General features: G+C 64.5%; 18 protein-coding genes. 3 read left to right on the top strand and 15 right to left on the bottom strand.

Annotated elements, in window-relative coordinates; all coding sequences use genetic code 11:
• Window positions 1-80: 80 nt before the first annotated feature.
• The 5 genes from GXP34_05665 to GXP34_05645 form a co-directional block, all read right to left on the bottom strand.
• Window positions 81-1,208 (bottom strand): aminotransferase class V-fold PLP-dependent enzyme, encoded by a 1,128-nt coding sequence (locus GXP34_05665; GenBank protein NOY55459.1) that lies wholly within the window; start codon window positions 1,206-1,208, stop codon window positions 81-83.
• Window positions 1,209-1,416: 208 nt separating this feature from the next.
• Window positions 1,417-2,619 (bottom strand): glycosyltransferase family 4 protein, encoded by a 1,203-nt coding sequence (locus GXP34_05660; GenBank protein NOY55458.1) that lies wholly within the window; start codon window positions 2,617-2,619, stop codon window positions 1,417-1,419.
• On the bottom strand, window positions 2,616-3,482 hold the full coding sequence (locus GXP34_05655; GenBank protein NOY55457.1) for a carbohydrate ABC transporter permease: 867 nt from the start codon (window positions 3,480-3,482) through the stop codon (window positions 2,616-2,618). The genes GXP34_05660 and GXP34_05655 overlap by 4 nt, the downstream gene beginning before the upstream one ends.
• Window positions 3,479-4,438, bottom strand: coding sequence for a sugar ABC transporter permease (locus tag GXP34_05650; protein ID NOY55456.1), 960 nt, complete (start codon window positions 4,436-4,438; stop codon window positions 3,479-3,481). Before GXP34_05650 ends, GXP34_05655 begins: the two co-directional genes overlap by 4 nt.
• 48 nt (window positions 4,439-4,486) lie before the next feature.
• On the bottom strand, window positions 4,487-5,815 hold the full coding sequence (locus GXP34_05645; protein NOY55455.1) for an extracellular solute-binding protein: 1,329 nt from the start codon (window positions 5,813-5,815) through the stop codon (window positions 4,487-4,489).
• A gap of 4 nt (window positions 5,816-5,819) precedes the next feature.
• Here GXP34_05645 and GXP34_05640 point away from each other — a divergent pair, with 4 nt between their 5' ends.
• Window positions 5,820-5,966, top strand: coding sequence for a hypothetical protein (locus GXP34_05640; protein NOY55454.1), 147 nt, complete (start codon window positions 5,820-5,822; stop codon window positions 5,964-5,966).
• A 108-nt stretch (window positions 5,967-6,074) separates the two neighbouring features.
• Here the strand turns inward: GXP34_05640 and GXP34_05635 are convergent, their stop codons facing one another.
• The 4 genes from GXP34_05635 to GXP34_05620 form a co-directional block, all read right to left on the bottom strand.
• The gene (locus tag GXP34_05635; GenBank protein ID NOY55453.1) at window positions 6,075-7,724 is read right to left on the bottom strand and encodes a sugar phosphorylase; all 1,650 of its coding nucleotides are present in this window, start codon (window positions 7,722-7,724) and stop codon (window positions 6,075-6,077) included.
• An 8-nt stretch (window positions 7,725-7,732) separates the two neighbouring features.
• Window positions 7,733-9,034 carry a DUF4147 domain-containing protein gene (locus GXP34_05630; protein ID NOY55452.1) on the bottom strand — a complete coding sequence of 434 codons (1,302 nt, stop codon included), beginning with the start codon at window positions 9,032-9,034 and terminating at the stop codon, window positions 7,733-7,735.
• A gap of 274 nt (window positions 9,035-9,308) precedes the next feature.
• Entirely contained in the window at window positions 9,309-9,908 is a 600-nt protein-coding gene (locus GXP34_05625; protein NOY55451.1) for an LOG family protein, read from the bottom strand.
• A gap of 176 nt (window positions 9,909-10,084) precedes the next feature.
• The gene (locus GXP34_05620) at window positions 10,085-10,525 is read right to left on the bottom strand and encodes a hypothetical protein (GenBank protein ID NOY55450.1); all 441 of its coding nucleotides are present in this window, start codon (window positions 10,523-10,525) and stop codon (window positions 10,085-10,087) included.
• Between the two features lie 345 nt (window positions 10,526-10,870).
• Between GXP34_05620 and hutH the strand changes: the two genes are divergently transcribed.
• Complete coding sequence (gene hutH / locus GXP34_05615; GenBank protein NOY55449.1) at window positions 10,871-12,385, top strand: histidine ammonia-lyase; 1,515 nt, start codon at window positions 10,871-10,873, stop codon at window positions 12,383-12,385.
• Here the strand turns inward: hutH and GXP34_05610 are convergent.
• The gene (locus GXP34_05610) at window positions 12,378-12,650 is read right to left on the bottom strand and encodes a hypothetical protein (protein ID NOY55448.1); all 273 of its coding nucleotides are present in this window, start codon (window positions 12,648-12,650) and stop codon (window positions 12,378-12,380) included. The two genes, hutH and GXP34_05610, sit on opposite strands and share 8 nt — an antisense overlap.
• Before the next feature lie 68 nt (window positions 12,651-12,718).
• On the opposite strand from GXP34_05610, the gene hutU reads away from it, so the two are divergent.
• A complete protein-coding gene (gene hutU / locus GXP34_05605) occupies window positions 12,719-14,371 on the top strand; it encodes a urocanate hydratase (protein NOY55447.1) in 1,653 nt (550 codons plus the stop codon).
• A gap of 61 nt (window positions 14,372-14,432) precedes the next feature.
• On the opposite strand, the gene GXP34_05600 is transcribed toward hutU, so the two are convergent.
• From GXP34_05600 to GXP34_05580, 5 genes are read right to left on the bottom strand one after another with little or no spacing between them, the layout of a single operon-like run.
• Complete coding sequence (locus GXP34_05600) at window positions 14,433-14,969, bottom strand: hypothetical protein (protein ID NOY55446.1); 537 nt, start codon at window positions 14,967-14,969, stop codon at window positions 14,433-14,435.
• Window positions 14,966-15,817 (bottom strand): FAD:protein FMN transferase, encoded by an 852-nt coding sequence (locus GXP34_05595; protein NOY55445.1) that lies wholly within the window; start codon window positions 15,815-15,817, stop codon window positions 14,966-14,968. Before GXP34_05595 ends, GXP34_05600 begins: the two co-directional genes overlap by 4 nt.
• A complete protein-coding gene (locus tag GXP34_05590; GenBank protein ID NOY55444.1) occupies window positions 15,817-16,122 on the bottom strand; it encodes a hypothetical protein in 306 nt (101 codons plus the stop codon). The genes GXP34_05595 and GXP34_05590 overlap by 1 nt, the downstream gene beginning before the upstream one ends.
• Window positions 16,119-16,424: a hypothetical protein gene (locus GXP34_05585; protein NOY55443.1), complete on the bottom strand. Its 306-nt coding sequence runs from the start codon at window positions 16,422-16,424 to the stop codon at window positions 16,119-16,121. Before GXP34_05585 ends, GXP34_05590 begins: the two co-directional genes overlap by 4 nt.
• Window positions 16,424-16,864: a hypothetical protein gene (locus tag GXP34_05580; GenBank protein NOY55442.1), complete on the bottom strand. Its 441-nt coding sequence runs from the start codon at window positions 16,862-16,864 to the stop codon at window positions 16,424-16,426. The genes GXP34_05585 and GXP34_05580 overlap by 1 nt, the downstream gene beginning before the upstream one ends.
• Window positions 16,865-16,905 lie beyond the last annotated feature (41 nt).

The raw sequence follows: 16,905 nt of genomic DNA, 5'->3' as shown, positions 1-16,905 counted from the left end.
CTGGATTCTACGGACGAGCGCCTGGTCCCACGAAGGCCGGGATGGGACCCGTCACCGTCGAGAGCACTCGCGGTGCAAACTCAGGCGTGCCGGAGGGCCGTCTCGAAGCGGTCGAGGTCCTCTTCGTTGTTGTAGAAGTGAGGTCCGACGCTGATGCCGACATCCGGCACGGCCTCGACGATGACGTGCTGCTCGGCCAGGCGGGCGGCGACTCGCTGGGCATCCTCGACGGCGAACGTCACCGTGCCCCCGCGCCGGTTCGGGTCACGGTTCGTGAGGAGGGGAATCCCAAGCCGGTCACCGATCTCGATGAGCTTGCCGGTCATGCGGAGCGAGTCGTCACGGATCGCTGCCGCTCCAGCCTCCCTGATGATTCGATAGCCTGCCCTCGCCGTGTAGAGCGCCGGCACGTTCGGGGTGCCGGACACGAAGCGCCACATGCCGTCCTGCGACGCCACCTCTTGTGTGTGGACGTCGAACGGGGAACGAGCACCTGGCCATGCGACCAATCTGGGTTCGAGGCTCGGTTGCAGCTCCTTGCGGACGTACAGCCAGCCGGCACCGAGGCCTCCACAGAGCCATTTCGCAGAGCCGCCGACGGCGAAGTCAACTTCCAAGTCGACGAGATCGATCGGCATCACTCCTGCGGACTGGTACACGTCGAGGACCACCATGGCGCCAACGTCATGGGCCTGCTCGATGATTGCCTTGGCATTCTGCAGGTACGAGCTGGGAAAGAGAATGTGACCGACGACCACGACGGCGGTGCGCTCGTCGATCGCCGCGACGAACGTCTCCGTCGGGATCGTCGTCCCGTCCCAACTGCGGACCGTGGTCACCTTTGCGCCTGGGACTCTCTCCCAGATCAGCCGAACGGAGGGAAAGCTCAGATCCGTGCACGCGATCCGGTTGGCTTCACCGTGCAACGTGAAGCAGGAAGCCGCAATCGACTCGGCGACGGTCACGTTCGGGACCATCGCGATCGAACCGGGCGGCGCGCCGACGATCGGGGCCAGTTCGTCACCGACGCTCAGCGGCGTGTCCCACCATCCTTCGTTCCACGCGCCGACCCCACGTGTCGCCCACTCGTTCATGTAGAGCTCCAGTTCCTCCTTGGCGTCGAGAGGCATCGCTCCAAGCGAATGGCTGACAAGGTATGCAGCGTTCTCGAGCACGGGGAACCGGTTCCGATAGGAAGCCAGATCCATGGAGCCAGTGTACGGGGAGATCGAGCGTCGGTGGCAAGGATCCTCGGCTCCTCGGTCGTTCACGTGCATGGCACGACCCGGACGTCACCCGGTGCCACGCACACGATCGCAGTGACCGACGCCGGTGCCATCCCCTCACCCTGCCGGGATACGACACGTGTGCGCGCAGGCCGCTTCGCTGCCCGGGACACGGCCGGCGAGACGGCGGTCACTCGGCGAGCATGGGGAGCAGCCGGCGCCGCAGCACCTTGTACGAGAAGTTCTGAAGACCGATCTCGTAGTTGCGTTCCACGATCTCGGCCCAGGCTTCAGGTTCTTCGAGCCATGCGGCGACTTGCTTGACTGCACTGCTGCTGAGCCGGCCGTCGACCTCTATGCACTCGATGCCGGTCGGTGCGATGTCTCGAACGTACACGGGATAGCGGTTCACGAACACGGGGCGGCGGTAGTAGACGGCTTCGAGCAGCGCGTTGCCGAAGCCTTCGATACGACTTGGGAACGTGACGAGGTCGGCTGCAGCGTACGCCTCTTCGAGCGTGGGTCGACCCGGTTCGCCCGTCGGCACGAACCGGAGGTCCACCTGTAGGCGTTCCGCCCGGTCGCACAGGAAGCCCCAGTAGTCGCCTTCCTGGTCGTGTTCGGGATGGGTCACGACCACCTTGACGTGTGGGTCCGCCAGCTGGTGGGCGAGCTGGAGGGTCAGCTCGATGTTCTTGCGAGGAATCCGCCTCGTCGACTGGAGCAAGATCAGGTCTCCGGTTCGGAGGCCGGCTTCGGCACGGAATCTGGTCGGGTCGGCCTGTCCCGGCGGGTGCTCGAAGTCCATCACGTTGGGCAGCAGCGTCGCGGCGATGGCACGCCTGCGGGCGAATTCCTCGCGGGCGAACGAATTGATGACGATGTGCTGCATCCTGGGAGCTGGAGGCGGAAACGCCCCGTACAGGATGTCCTGGACGGCGTTCGGCCAGAACCTGGTGCGTTCCCAGAAGAAGTCGTGATGGTGGGAGATGGAGGGGATGGACGATTCGAGGGTGAAGTCGGTGATGCCGACGCCGAGAGGCAGGTGCATCGGGATCGAAAGGGCGTTCTGAGGCATGAGCACGTCCACGCCGAAGTCGCCGACGAACGTGTGCAGTGCCCGGTTGATGGCGGCTGCCTCGGCTCGTATCTGCTCGATGGTCCCGGCAGGCCGTGTGTCCCGGCCGAAGCTGCGGCGCTGGAGATCCCGGTTCTGGTCGGTGCCGAAGAACGCCGGCGGGTACTCGGTGCCAGGTCGGTACTGCGGTCCGAGTTTCCCGGCGAACCATGCGATCTGATGGCCGGCCTCTTCGAGCACATGGGCGACCTTGGCCGTCTCCAAGGTGACGCCGTCGAGACCGGCGAACCTGGTGGAGACCATGCCGATGATCACCCCTTGACGCCTCCGGCGGTGAGGCCCTCGGTGAGGAATCGTTCGGCAGCGAAGAACAGGATGATGACCGGAAGGGTGACGATCACCGACCCGGCCATGAGCAGGGTCTTGGGAACCTCCACGGTGTTCATCTGCTGGAGACCCAGTGCGACCGTCCACAGGTCACGCCGTTCGATGAGGAACAGCAGGGCGAAGAGGAACTCGTTCCAGGCGATCATGAAGATGTAGAGCGCAACGGCGGCGATCGCGGGCGCCGACAGCGGCAGCGTGATCTTGCGGATGACCCCGAAGCGTGAGAGGCCGTCGATGAGGCCGGCCTCTTCCAGCGACGCCGGGATCGTCTCGAAGTGGCTTCTCAGCATGTAGAGGGCAACCGGAATCGTCTGTGCCAGATAGACGATGACCAGGCCCGTCAGCGACGAACGCAGCCCGACTTTCGAGAACAGTACGAACAGCGGGATGGCGATCACGACTGCGGGGAACAGGTAGACGAGCAGGATCCCCCAGCTGATCGCCTTCTTGCCGGAGAAACGCATGCGGGCGGCGGCGTAGGCGGCGAAGATCGCAAGGGTGGTGGTGACGATCACGGTGGCCACGCTGACGATCGCACTGTTCTTCACGAACACGCCGAATCCTTGGCCTCCCGTCAGTCCCGAGCCGAGCACCTCCTTGTAGGTGACGAGGCTCTTGATCTGCTCCCACGGGGGGAACAGCCGAGCCGGGTGGAGAAGCAGCTCCTGGATCGACCGGAATGACAGGCCGAACATGTAGATGAGCGGGAAGAGCGTGATGACGACGAAGAAGACGATGCTCAGCCACTTGAGGACGGCGAAGAGACGTTCTTCGAAGACGGCGCGGCTCATGCCTCATCCTCCTGGTAGAACCACTTGAAGTAGACGAACAACAGCACCATGAGGATCGCGGCAAGAACGAGTCCCAGCGCGGCCGCCGCACCGATGTCGCCACGTCCCCGCAGCCATTCGATGATCTTGACGGTGATGACCTGCGTGCCGGCAGCCCCGCCGGTGAGCAGGAAGATGTCGTCGAACTTGTTGAACGTCCAGATGAAACGGAGAAGAAACAGCACCGAGAAGACCCCTCGGAGCTGAGGGAGGGTCACGTACCAGAATCGCTGGCTGAGGGTGGCGCCGTCGACCATCGCCGCCTCGTCGAGTTCCGAAGGAATCGCCTGGAGGCGGGCAAGGATGAACAGGAAGGCGAACGGGAAGTACCGCCAGCCTTCGAACAGGATCACCATCGTGAGCGCGAGCGGCACCTTGAGGTGGGCTCCGAACAGGGAGAGCTCGTAGAAGCGGGTGCCCAGGAAGTCGATGCGTTGCCCGCCCGCCGCGGCGATCCACTCGTTGGCGATCCCGAACGTCTGGTTCAGCATGAGCTGCCAGACGAAAGCGGCGGCGATCACCGGTGTGACATACGGGAACAGCATGAGTCCCCGTACCAGCGAGCGGCCCCGGAACGACTTGCGGACGACGAGCGCCGCCCACAGGCCCATGACCATCGACAGGACCGTGCCGAACACCGTGTACTCGAGGGTCGTCCAGATGGTCTGCCAGAAGTCCCGCACCCCGACGACGGCTTTGAAGTTCCTCAGGGTCCCCTCGAAGCGAAAGAAGTTGATGTGTTGGAGGTCGATCAGCCGCAGCCGCTGAAAACTCAGTGAGACGTTCCAGATGATCGGGAAGAGAACGAGCCCGAGCACGATGACCGCCGCGGGGAGGACGAAGATCCAGGCGAGACGCGCCTCGCGCCTTGCGAGGGTTTTTCGCTTTCTGGGTGGTGCTGATGTGGGAGCTGCCATGCGAACTCCAAGAGGAGGGGGACGCCATCGCGTCCCCCTCCTGGTGGGCTATTTGAGCAGTTCGAGTTCCTGCTCGACTTCGGCTTGTAGGTCGGCTGCCGCCGTCTCGGGCGTGAGCGTTCCGTCGAGAACGTCCCTGATCGCCTTCGGAACCGGCAGTGACGTGTAGATCGCGGTGACCAACTGTCCCTGTCCCTGGAGGAATCCCCAGCGCTGGAAGTTGTCGGCACCTGCGATCAGCTCGTTGATGACCTCTGGGCTGTAGAAGTCGCTCAAGGGTGCCTTCCGATCGACACCGGTCTTGAGGGCCTTCCACCCGTCGATGAACTTCGTCGGATCGTCGGGCGTGCCGCGGCGCATCGGGAACTTGCCTTCCACCGAGGTGGAGAGCCAGTCGAGATAGCCGTCGCCCAGCCAGAATTCGATGAACTTCTTCGCGGCCTCGGTATTCGAGCCCGTGCCGATTCCCAGGTAGGAGATCTGTCCGTACTGGGCAGGTGAGCCGTTCGGTCCGGCGAACGCCGGGACGAATCCCGAGTTCTTTGCCAGATAGGCCGGATCGTTCACACATTCGGGGCAGGTCGGGAACGCCGAGTCGCGCAGACCCGCCATCTCATCCATGATGAATGGCGACCACACGATCATCGCTGCCTGGCCCGCGAAGTACGTCGCCCGAGTCGTCACCACGTCCTGGGTGCCGCCTGGGCTGTAGTTCTTCAGCAGGTTGGTGTAGAAGCGGATCGCCTCGATGCATTCGGGTGTGTCGAGTGTGACGTTGCCGGCATCGTCGGTGAGCTGACAGTTGTTCGCCAGCGCGAAGTGCTCGAACGTCTGCTGCGTGAACACCGCTCCGGCATCGGTCGATGCCGTGATACCGAAGAAGTTGTTCCCCGGATCATTGAGTGTCTTGGCGGCCAGTTGGATCTTCTGGAACGTGTCCGGACGGTCCAGACCGTTTGCATCGAACAGGTCCTGGCGGTAGATCAGCAGCTGGCCCCAGCCGTCGGACGGAACCGCCGCCACCGTGCCGTTGACCGTGGCCATGTTGAGCGCTCCTTGAGCGAACGTATCCGCGCCAAGGTCCTTGACGACCTCGGCCGCCGCGTCCATGTCGAGCAACCCTTGTTCCGCCCATCCGACGGTGAAGTCGATCGGGTGGAACACGACGTCAGGGAGTGTCCCGCTCGCCGCTGCCGCCACCATCGTCTCGGGGAGCGCATTCTCATCCACGTACACGGGGATGACGTTGATACCTGTCGCTGCCGTGAAGCGGTCGATGATGCCCTGGGTGATCTTGACGCGAGCCGGCTGTGTCTCGGTGCTCCAGAACGTGATCGTCGGTGTCTCGACCTCGACGGTCTTGGTCTCGGTGACGATCGACGTGACCGTCTCCCCAGGAACCTGGACGGTAACCGTCACAGTCTCCGGCGTGACCTCTCCGGATGTTCCGCATGCAACGGCAATCATCGAGAACACCACCAATATCAGCAGTGCACTTCTCAATCGTTTCATAGTTACCTCCTCCTAACGCGAAGGGGGTTTGACCGCGCACGGGCGGTTGACGCAAGCCCCTTCTCCTGGTCGTGTCTTCGACCCTACCAACGCTGGGCGCGTCGTGCAGACGGGATTCAGGTTTCTACTGCGTGAGCCAGAGCGACTGCCATCCGCTCAGCACCGGCGCGGGCCGATCGCTTGTGATCTCCCGCCACGATCGGGTGAGGTGACGGACATCGACGGGTGTGGACGTTGCGTTGACGATGACCCGTGCCGCCGTATCGGGCGTCCACCGTTCGACCGCCACGAGGCCGCGGGGCGCATCGAGGATGCGCTGTCGGGCATCGGGGTGGAAGGCGGGATGGTCGCGTCGCCGTTCGAGCATCCTCCGCATCCCATGCAGGATTCGGTGCGCCTTCGTTGCACCGTCCTGGAGGTTTCGTTCGAGTGCATCGACATCGTCGAACCTGTGCCGGTTGAGGCTTCGTCGCAAACCGGTCCGTTCGTACGCGCGGGTGTCGTTGCCGGTACCGAACAGGCTGTGCACATACACCGCGGGGATGCCGCGAAGGGCGAACATGATGGCGTGACTCGCAAGGTGCCTGGCGATCGCCGCATGTTCGTCGTGGCCGGCGGCCAGCAGATCGAACCATGTCGCGTTGATCTCGTAGGGAGATGTGGTGCCATCACCCAACGTGCGCTCTCCGACAGCTCCGCCCGATGCGATCGAGAGGTCGCACAAGGCACCGATCTGACTCGGGGTGAGGATTCCCTCGACCGGGCGTACCCCGACACCGTCGTGCGAGGCGAGGAAGTTGAGGAAGGTCGTGCCGGTCCGTGTGTCGAGCGATGCCGCCCACGTGGTGAGGGCCGTCGAGTCCCCGGTTGCGAACGTGTGAAGAACCAGCGGCGCAAGAGGGAATTGGTAGACGATGTGTGCCTCCGGTCGGGCGTCCGAACCGAAGTATGAGACGTTCTCATCATGGGGGACGTTGGTCTCGGTGAGGAGGAGCGTCCCCGGATAGGTGGCGTCGAGACATGAGCGGATGAGTTCGACGAAGGCATGCGTCTGGGGCAGGCTCATGCAGGATGTGCCGAGTTCCTTCCAGACGAGCGCGATCGCGTCGAGGCGGATCACCGACGCTCCGTGTGCCGCGTAGCCGAGGAGTACACGAATCATTTCCAGGAGAACGTTCGGATTGTGATAGTTGAGATCGACCTGGTCGGCCGAGAATGTGGTCCAGACCCACCGTTCGCCGGTCGCCGAGGTGAATCGTGTCAGCAGCGGGGTGGTCCGTGGGCGCACGACACTCGTGAGGTCGGTGTTCGGATCGGCGGTCAGGAAGTAGTCCTCGTAGGCAGGATCACCGGAGAGATACCGCCGGAACCAGATGCTTTCGGCCGACAGGTGGTTGACGACCGCATCGAGAACGAGGCGGTGCCGCTCGGCGAGCGTCTCGATATCGCTCCACGTTCCGTAGGCAGGATCGACCGCGGTCGGATCGATGACCGCGAACCCGTCATCGGAGGACCAGGGATAGAACGGCAGCACATGTATGCCGTTCATCCAGGGGGAGAGATGGCCGTCGAAGAAGCTGTGGAGCGTCTGCAGCGTCGGTTCTTCCGGCCGTCGAAACTGATCCGGATAGGTGATGACCCACGCGTCCTGTTCGCTCCAGAGCTTGCCGGCCTCGCGTTCGGAGCGATGCTCTTCGAGGAGTCGTTCGAGGCGTAACGCGGTCTCCGGTGCTCCAGACCCGTAGAGCAGGTCGAGGATTTCACGTCGTCTCATCGGCGAGTTCACCATCGCCAGACCACCCACACGTCCCCGACGTTCGTGCCCGTCGGTCCGGTCATGAGCAGATCGGCGGTCGCCTGCAGGTACGGATACGCATCGTTGCTCTCGAGCGCCGCCGCCGCATCGAGGCCGAGGGCTCGACCACGCGAAAGGGTCGAGCCGTCGACGATTGCACCGGCCGCATCCGTCGGTCCGTCGACACCGTCGGTGGCGAGCGTCGCGAACACGATGTCCGGGTTCGTCTCGATCACCGTGGCTGCCGCCAGCGCCGCTTCCTGATTCCTCCCGCCCAGGCCCCCGCCGCGTACGGTCACGGTGGTCTCGCCGGCGAAGATCGTGATACCGGTGCCGGCACCGCCGATGCAGGCGACGGCCGCTTCCCGGGCTTCGCCGGTGAGTGTCGTCGTGGCGATCGTGGCCGACAACCCGATACGTTTCGCGACCCGTCGGGCCCCCTCGGCCGCCGTGGCGCCGTCGGCGACGATCACGACCCGGTGATCAGGAAGGTCCGTCTTGGGTGTCTCGGCGATGACACCATCGGCACCGAGCCTGAGGTGGCGGAGGACTCGTGGGGGAACCAGGTGTGTGAGTTCGTAGCGTTCGAGGATGTCGAGAGCGTCGGCGTAGGTGGTTGGATCGGCGACGGTCGGGCCCGAGGCGATGAACGGAATCGGGCTGTCCACGATATCGGAGAGGACGAGGGTGACAAGGCGCGCCGGCGCCACCGCCTGGGCGAGGCGGCCGCCCTTGAAGGCCGATAGGTGGGTGCGCACCGTGTTGATCTCTTCGATCGGTGCTCCTGATGTCAGCAACAGCCTGACGGTCTCTTGGAGGTCTGAGAGCGTCAGGTCGGGCGCTGGGATTTCCGCCAAGGCGGAACCACCACCTGAGATCAGACAGAGTACGAGGTCGCCCGCCGTCGCTTCCGAGCCGAGCCGGAGCAGGCGGCGCGCTCCGGCGACACTGCGGTCGTCGGGGAGCGGATGACCGGCCGGCACGAGTTCCAAGGGCGGGGGGAGGGGTTCCGGATGATTCGAAATCACCAGACCGGTGTCGAGGGGAAGTATGTCGGCGACGGCACGAGCCATGGATGGAGCGGCCTTGCCGAAGGCCAGCACGATGATGCGGTCGGTGTTCGTCATGGCGACGCCGTCGATCGTCACGGTGCCGTCGACGAGCCGCAGCCGGCGTGCGACCGCCCGATAGGGATCGACCTCGTCGAGAGCTCCGGTGAACAGGTCCAGGATCAGCGCACGATGTTCTGGATCATTGCGGAGGACGCCAGGGTCGAAGGGTACGGTCACACTCGCTGACGGCGGGGCTGGCGTGACAACCTGGCCTTGAGGTGCACGGCCTGGCGCGTATCGACGACGCTGACGAAGAGGGAGGCTTTTCGGGGCTCCTCGGCGGGACGCAGATCGAGACTCACCTCTCCACAGAGATCACAGACTCTGCGGAGGAGGCCGCCACCGACCGATGCAGGTTTGCCGAACCGGTGGTGACCGTCCCGACAGCCGTTCGCCTGCGTACGGGCCCGGTGTTTTCCTCGAATTGGCTTGGCTTGTTGGTTCATTGCTTTCAGGGCAATGCTCCCGATGTATCCGCTCCGCCGTTCAGCATACCGGGCCGTTCCGGCGCGGTGATAGATTTCACACGTTCGACGATCTCGCGAAAGGCCTCGTCGACGTTGTCGACGAGGGTGACAAGCGTGCCGTCGGTCTCCAGGCGTTCGGCCAGCCATGAGACGACCTCGGCCCAGAGGGCCCCGACGGCGACGACGGGCTTGGGCATCCTTCCGCTGAACGGGGCGACATACGCCAGATTCCAGGCCGACATCAGCTCGGTGAGGGTGCCGATGCTTCCGGGCAGGGCGACGACCGCGTCGGAGCCATACACCAGCCGGTGGATTCGCTCGGTGAGCGTTTCTGCAGGCTGCTCGTCGGTCACGTACTCGTTGACTCTGGCCCTGTCGGGGAATACGCCGGGTGCGGTCACGCCGACGACCGGGCCGCCCACCGATCGGGCTCCCTTCGAAACGGCTTCCATCAGCCCGCCGTAGCCTCCGCTGGCGACGGTGAATCCCGCGTCTGCCAGAAGTCGGCCCAGTCGCTGCGCATCCTGGTAGTCCGGATGGTCCGGTTGCGTGCGCGAAGAACCGATGACGGCGATGGTTGGCATGCGCAGCAAGGATAGTGCCGTGCCGGTCGGCCGCCCGAGATCAAAGGGGTAGTACGCCTGAACCCTGGGCTCGTAGGGGTCGTCACGACCCCTACGAGCCCAGGGTTCAGTGAGATGTTCCGTCGAGCCAACACCATGTGCTCAGTTTCGTGCACAGGTGACCGCTGGACGAAGGGTCAGGATTGCCCGCCGATGTCCACCTGGTATGCCTCGTACACCAGGTCGGCGCCCTTCTGGCGGTGCCGGGTGATGCGTCCGAGGAGCTGGGTGATGTGCTCACGGACCAAACTCGTTTCAACATCCTCGGCATCGAAGGCGATTTCTATCTCGTCGATCATTCCTTTGATGACGGCGTGGTCTGCGGTGAGCAGGCGGATGTCGTTGGAGATACGAGGCGCCAGGGTGATGAGTTCCCGGTAGAGGCCGTCCGGTCCCTCCGTCTTCTCGATGTGGTCGGCGAGAGCGGCTGTGACGTTCGTGAGTTCTTTTCGGATGCGGTCTTGCCAGATCGAGCCGGCGCCGACAGGTCCCGCCGCGGCCAGTTCGAGGGCGTCGGCGGCGTCGTGCAGCGGTTGGCGTCGGTCTCGAGCCTCGGCAATCAGATCCCGTTCCGCCATCGTGGCACCTTTCCGTAGTCGCTTCCTTGCAGGGTACTCGTCTTGCGGATTTCCACTTCCGGCGTGACAAGCCGGAACTCGCCTGCTCGTAGACGCGACGGGTCTCGTCGGTGCGAATCTGCCGGAGGTCGGTGGGGGGATCGACCGAGGCGTGCCGCAAGCTCTCGTCCATGTGGAGCGCGAGACGCCGGTCACATCGGCGAACGAACCGGCGGGTATACGATGTCGACAGAGCCGCGGTGCATATATGTATGTCTTTGCATTACGGCCGATATCCAACGGTTGTGATGATGTGGAGGCTCGCGCGATGCAAGTACGCTGGTTGCACCGGGAAGAGGAGACGAGATGCTGATCGACGGCGGGCCGTTGAGCCCCGAGCAGGTTGTGGCGGTGGCGGAACGCCGTGAACCGGTTGAACTCGCAGCCTCGGTACCTGCACGGATGGCGCCGGCGCGAAGGCTCATCGAAGAGGTGATCGCCGAAGAGCGAACCGTCTATGGCGTCACCACCGGGTTCGGTGCGCTTGCCAACACCCGAATCGGGAGGGAGGAAGCCGAAGCCCTCCAGGTGCATCTCCTGCGCAGCCATGCGGCCGGTGTCGGCGCGCCCCTCGACGACGAGATCGTTCGGGCGATGCTCCTCTTGCGCGCCCGCACACTCTCGCAGGGCCACTCCGGTGTGCGGGCGGTCCTCCCGGAGCGCTACCTCGAGTTCTTGAACAAGGATCTACTCCCGGTGGTCCCCGCGCAAGGATCCGTCGGCGCCTCAGGCGACCTTGCCCCGTTCGCGCACCTGGCTCTTCCACTCATCGGGGAGGGCTTCGTGAAGGCGGCAGGGGCCGTCCGACCCTCCGCGGAGGTGCTCGTCGAGTACGGCATCGAGCCGATTCGCCTTCAGGCCAAGGAGGGGTTGAGCCTGCTCAATGGGACCGAAGGGATGCTGGCGCAGGGGGTCCTGGAACTCGTCCGAGCGGAACGGCTGGCGGCCACCGCCGATCTGGCGTGCGCCCTGTCTGTCGAGGCGCTGCTTGGAAGCGCACGTCCGTTCAGGCCGGAGATTCACGCGCTTCGCCCCCATCCGGGGCAGATCAAGTCGGCGGGACTCATCGGGCGGCTTCTCGAAGGCTCCGCGATCGTTGCCAGTCATCGGGACGACTTCACCCATGCCGTGCAGGACGCCTACAGCCTTCGCTGCGCTCCACAGGTGCACGGTGCCGTTCGCGACGCCCTGGGTTATGCGAGGGACGTGTTCACCCGCGAGTTGGGTGCCGTCGTCGACAACCCCATCGTCTTTCCTTCGACCGGTGACATCGTGTCGGGAGGAAACTTCCATGGTCAACCTCTCGCAATCGCACTCGACCTGATGGCGATCGCCGTGACGGAGCTGTCGTCGATCTCCGAACGACGCACCGATCGGCTTCTGGACCCCGAGCGTTCCTCGGGGCTTCCTGCATTCCTGGCCGTCAATCCCGGAGTCGACTCGGGCTACATGCTCACGCAGTACACGGCGGCGGCTCTCGTCGCCGAGAACAGGGTGCTTGCCCATCCGGCTTCCGTGGAGTCGATACCAACCTCGGGTTCTCAGGAGGACCATGTCTCGATGGGCTGGGGTGCCGCCCGCAAGCTGTGGCAGGTTCTGGACAACGTCGAGCGGGTGCTGGCGGTCGAGATCCTCTGTGCCGTTCGAGGCGTCGAACTTCGGGCGCCGTCGACACCGTCCGTGCACACCGCCGCCGCGATGCGGGTCGTTCGCGAGGTCGTGCCGCCGGTGACCGGTGACCGGCCGCCGGGCGTCGAGATCGAAGCCGTGGCGCGTCTGATCGATGCCGGTTCGCTGCTCGCCGCGGCGGGACTCAGCTGAGGCGAGAGCGAATCTGCGCTTCGTACTCGGGGAAGTACCGGGCGATCACAGGCAAGTCGAACGTACGGAGGATCGACTCCTTGGGTTCTCGTTCCAACAGGAACCGGAACGACTCTTCGATCAGGCGGACGGCATCGGCGTCGGGGGCGAGCCGCTGAACGTCCGCCTCCTTCACTCGCACACTGTGCACGGTCGAGCTCTTCTCATCGCCGACCTGCACCGTGTACTGATCTGCAGCGGTCTGGATCACGGAGATGTCTGGCATGCCCTGGAAGCTACCACTGCCGGGCGGACGATGGACGGTTGGCGGTACGCTTTGTGGAGGAGGACATCATGAGCAGAGAAATCCATGCCCCTCGGGGCACCACGCTCAACACGAAGGGCTGGTTGCAGGAAGCCGCACTCCGCTGTCTGATGAACAACCTCGATCCCGAGGTCGCCGAGAATCCCGACGAACTCATCGTCTACGGGGGACGAGGCAAGGCGGCACGGAGCTGGGAGGCCTTCGATGCGATCGTGAAGAGTCTCCATGACCTCGAGAACGACGAGACGCTGCTGATCCAGTCCGGCAAGCCGGTCGGCGTGTTCCGAACCCACGAGATGGCTCCCCGGGTACTCATCGCCAACAGTCTCCTCGTGCCCGACTGGGCCACGTGGGAGCAGTTCTGGGATCTCGAGGCCAAGGGTCTGATCATGTACGGACAGATGACGGCAGGATCCTGGATCTACATCGGGACACAGGGCATCCTGCAAGGCACCTATCAGACCTTCCTCGCCATCGGCGAGCAGCGCTTCGGCGGGACACTGAAGGGAACGCTGACGTTGACCGCAGGTCTCGGTGGGATGGGTGGAGCCCAGCCGTTGGCGCTCACGATGAACGGGGGAGTCGCCCTCGTCGTCGAGGTGGACCCTGCCCATATCCAGCGGCGTATCGATACCGGCTACCTCGATGTGGTCGCCCCGAGTCTGGACGAGGCGGTCCGAACGGCGCTGCAGGCGAAGTCACGCGGTGAGGCGCTGTCGATCGGTGTGCAGGGGAACGCGGCCGACATGTTTCCAGAGCTCCTCGACCGCGGAATCGGCATAGACATCGTCACCGACCAGACATCTGCCCACGATCCGCTCAACGGGTACGTGCCGAGCGGCTACGACGTCGGGGCCGCTGCAGAGCTTCGCAAGAGCGATCCGGAGCGCTACATCGCCCTGGCCCGCGCCTCCATGGCCCGGCATTGCGCGGCGATGGTCGGCTTCATCGATACGGGTGCCGAGGTGTTCGATTACGGCAACAACCTGCGTGGCGAGGCCAAGAACGGCGGGTTCGAGCAGGCGTTTTCGTATCCGGGTTTCATGCCCGCCTACCTGCGGCCGCTCATGTGCGAGGGTATGGGCCCGTTCCGTTGGGTTGCCCTTTCCGGTGACCCTGCCGACATCGCCGAGACCGACAAGGTGATCGCAGATCTGTTCCCGGAGAATCAGGGGCTCCAACGCTGGCTCCGGCTCGCCAAGGAGAAGGTGCATTTCCAGGGGCTTCCCGCCCGAATCTGCTGGCTTGGCTACGGCGAGCGGGCGAAAGCGGGTCTGGCGTTCAACGAGTTGGTGCGGTCGGGGAAGGTGAAGGCCCCGATCGTGATCGGTCGTGACCATCTGGACTCCGGCTCCGTGGCCTCCCCGTATCGGGAAACCGAGGCGATGCTCGACGGTTCCGATGCGATCGCCGATTGGCCGATCCTCAACGCCCTGCTGAACACCTGTTCGGGGGCGGCCTGGGTCGCGGTGCACCATGGTGGCGGCGTCGGGATCGGCAAGGCGATCCACGCCGGTGCCCAGGTCGTCGCGGACGGCACGGACGATGCGGCCCGCCGGCTGGAGCTGATGCTCACCAACGACCCGGGAACCGGGGTGATGCGCCACGCGGACGCGGGCTACGAGCGGGCGATCGAAGTTGCCAGGGAGCGGGGGGTTCGTATCCCGATGCTCGAGGAGTAGACCCCCCATTCATTGAACCCAGGGCTCAGGGGGGTCGCCACGACCCCCCTGAGCCCTGGGTTCAATGGGTACGCGGTTGTGTTTCGTAGTTGAGCACCCGCAGGATCGTGAATATGGCGATGACCAGGGTCGTGCCCCCGTACAACGCGACGGCGAAGATGCCGTGACTGTCCGTTCCCGCCTCGATGCTGTGGATCAGTGCGGCGGAGAACACCCCGTAGGTCAGGTAGTGGATGCCCTTCCAGACCTTCTGCCCGATCCGCCGGCGGACGTAGAAGGTGAAACTGGTCAGCACCATGCCGTACAGGGCGACGATTCCCAGAGCGACCGCCACCGGCTCCCAGGTCGACGCGCCCGGTACGAGCACGTCTCGAAGACTGAAATCGACATAGTCGTCCGTCAGCAGCGCGACCACGTGGATGACGGTGGCAAGCAGGCCGGCGATCGACAACGCTTCGTGTACATACGTGGTGCTCCTGGTTGAGACGGCACGCGTCAACATCCTCGAGGAGATCACCAGACCCCAAAGTGTGGCCGCTGCGAGCAGCGCGAATGCGACGAGACCCGATCCTCGCACGGTGATCCAGGCGAGATTCATGCCGCCATCACTTCCAGGCTTCCTGTCGCATACACGGAACCGTCGTTCCAGATGGCGAGCGCACCGTCGATCCAGTCTTGATCGTCGGCCCAGGCAAGACCGTGTTCTCCGTAGAGCAGGACAGCCTTGGCTCCGGCCTCCGCCAAGGTCGCGCTGTCACAGACGACGGTCGCGCCGAGCATGGGCGTATGGGCAGGAGCGCCGGTGCGCGGGTCGATCAGATGATGGGCAGGGCGACCGGCGACCTTCCATCTGCGGCGGGTGACCGAACTCGTGGCGAGCCCTCTACATCCCAACGGAACCCTCGCGACGATCGTGCCCCAGGGGTCCTCGATGTCGACGTCCGCCTCGGGGTGGTTCGAGCGAAGGTCCCCGCCCGCATTCACGATGGTCGCGAGTCCGCGTTCAACCGCCACATCTGCCGTCCAGCCCTTGGCGATGCCACCGAGGTCGAAACGAACACCCGGTGCCTTCCACAGCGTGGAGCCGTCGATATGCCACCAGAAGTTCGGTTCGACATCGCTCGGCGGATCTGCGAGATCGACGACCTTCGGAAACGTTCTGTCGTAGCCCCATGCGGATACGAGGCCGCCGACGGCCGGGTCGACGAGACGATCGGTCCGGCTGCGAAGATCCTGGGCGACGGTGAAGATGTCCGCCAGGAGGGGCGACACCTCCACGGTCGACGTCGAGGAGTCATTCAGCCGGCCGAGCTCGCTGTGCTTCAGGAAGCGGCTGCAGACCTGTTCGACCTGATCGAAGAGCCTTCGCGTTTCCGTCACGCTTGCATCCGACGGCAGAACGACCGTCACCTTGGTTCCCATCGCATCGAACGAGACCGACTGCATCACGATCCCTTGGACGTTTGACGAGTCGGCACCTGTACGACACGGCGGATGATCTGTGTCGGCGGAGGAGTGATCTTGGCACGGCCTACCTTGACAATCACGAGACCACTCTGTGGAAGCGACGGCACCGCCGCGATCTGTGAGGAGGGGGCACTCTGCTCGACGGCGATCGGCTGTGTGCCGGCAGACGGCGGTGGTATCGCAGCTGCCCTACTGGCGAGGATCGCGGTTACCCAGGCGACCCCGGCAAACGTCCAGGCGACGATCTTGACGCCCCGCAACGGAAAGAAACGTTTACGGATCACTTCGCCGTCCCGTCGGCGACGCGCAGCACCGCGTTGTGGGATTCCAGCACCCGCACGATCGAGGCGGGGAGCTGTTGCTCGGCCCGGTCGGTGGGCAGTACCCATGCCGAGTTCTCTGCCTGCAAGGTGCGGTACAGGGCAGGGCTGAGGCCGTTGGGGGTCTCCGGCTCGGCGGCCTCGGCGACCATCCCGGAAGATGCGACGGCAACCGCCGGAGATGGGACACCCGAGTAGCTTCGCACCGTCAGGAATCCGAACACGGCGAAGATGGTGGCCACGATGATCATTGCACGATCGCGCATCAGTCGTCTTCGCGCTCGTCTTCGTGGTCGTCTTCGCGTTCGGTCTCATGCGCAGGCGCCGGCGTCGCACTCACCGTTTCGACGACGGTGACGATCTGGGTCGGTCGACCGGCCACCGAAGCGACGGGGAGGGGGTTTTCCGTGTCCGCGCAGATCGGCCGCAGTGCGTCCAGGGCTGCTTGTTCGAGCGGACTGATCGTGCCTGCGGCTTCTTTCGCTGCCAGTGCGGGGCCGTCCTCGCCGCAAGCTCGCTGCAGATCGGCGTCCCGGGCGACGGCATCCTGGACGGCGAGCGCCGTACCGTCCGACTGTTGGGGAGGCCGGGTGGTGTCGGTGACGGCATCTGTGGACGGAGAGTCCCCGGTGAACGCCGCGACGGCGCCGACGGTCGGGATGCCGATCGCAGCGGCGAGAATGATGGCAGCAAGCTTTCCTTTCATGTCTCCTCCTTGGAGTGGCTTCGATAGTCTGCGTGAGCGTC

The organism is Actinomycetota bacterium (assembly GCA_013152275.1).
GTDB lineage: Bacteria > Actinomycetota > Acidimicrobiia > Spongiisociales > UBA4744 > BMS3Bbin01.
Note: the sequence above shows the minus strand (reverse complement) of the source record. Positions and strands in the feature narration are given on the sequence as shown.

Excerpts from the sequence above, each read along its gene's own strand:
- GXP34_05650 (NOY55456.1), bottom strand. The coding sequence starts at position 4,438 with ATGGCAGCTCCCACATCAGCACCACCCAGAAAGCGAAAAACCCTCGCA.
- GXP34_05585 (NOY55443.1), bottom strand. The coding sequence starts at position 16,424 with ATGCGCGATCGTGCAATGATCATCGTGGCCACCATCTTCGCCGTGTTC.
- GXP34_05625 (NOY55451.1), bottom strand. The coding sequence starts at position 9,908 with ATGCCAACCATCGCCGTCATCGGTTCTTCGCGCACGCAACCGGACCAT.
- hutU (NOY55447.1), top strand. The coding sequence starts at position 12,719 with ATGAGCAGAGAAATCCATGCCCCTCGGGGCACCACGCTCAACACGAAG.
- GXP34_05635 (NOY55453.1), bottom strand. The coding sequence starts at position 7,724 with ATGAGACGACGTGAAATCCTCGACCTGCTCTACGGGTCTGGAGCACCG.
- GXP34_05620 (NOY55450.1), bottom strand. The coding sequence starts at position 10,525 with ATGGCGGAACGGGATCTGATTGCCGAGGCTCGAGACCGACGCCAACCG.
- GXP34_05600 (NOY55446.1), bottom strand. The coding sequence starts at position 14,969 with ATGAATCTCGCCTGGATCACCGTGCGAGGATCGGGTCTCGTCGCATTC.
- GXP34_05655 (NOY55457.1), bottom strand. The coding sequence starts at position 3,482 with ATGAGCCGCGCCGTCTTCGAAGAACGTCTCTTCGCCGTCCTCAAGTGG.
- GXP34_05665 (NOY55459.1), bottom strand. The coding sequence starts at position 1,208 with ATGGATCTGGCTTCCTATCGGAACCGGTTCCCCGTGCTCGAGAACGCT.
- GXP34_05610 (NOY55448.1), bottom strand. The coding sequence starts at position 12,650 with ATGCCAGACATCTCCGTGATCCAGACCGCTGCAGATCAGTACACGGTG.
- hutH (NOY55449.1), top strand. The coding sequence starts at position 10,871 with ATGCTGATCGACGGCGGGCCGTTGAGCCCCGAGCAGGTTGTGGCGGTG.
- GXP34_05595 (NOY55445.1), bottom strand. The coding sequence starts at position 15,817 with ATGCAGTCGGTCTCGTTCGATGCGATGGGAACCAAGGTGACGGTCGTT.
- GXP34_05580 (NOY55442.1), bottom strand. The coding sequence starts at position 16,864 with ATGAAAGGAAAGCTTGCTGCCATCATTCTCGCCGCTGCGATCGGCATC.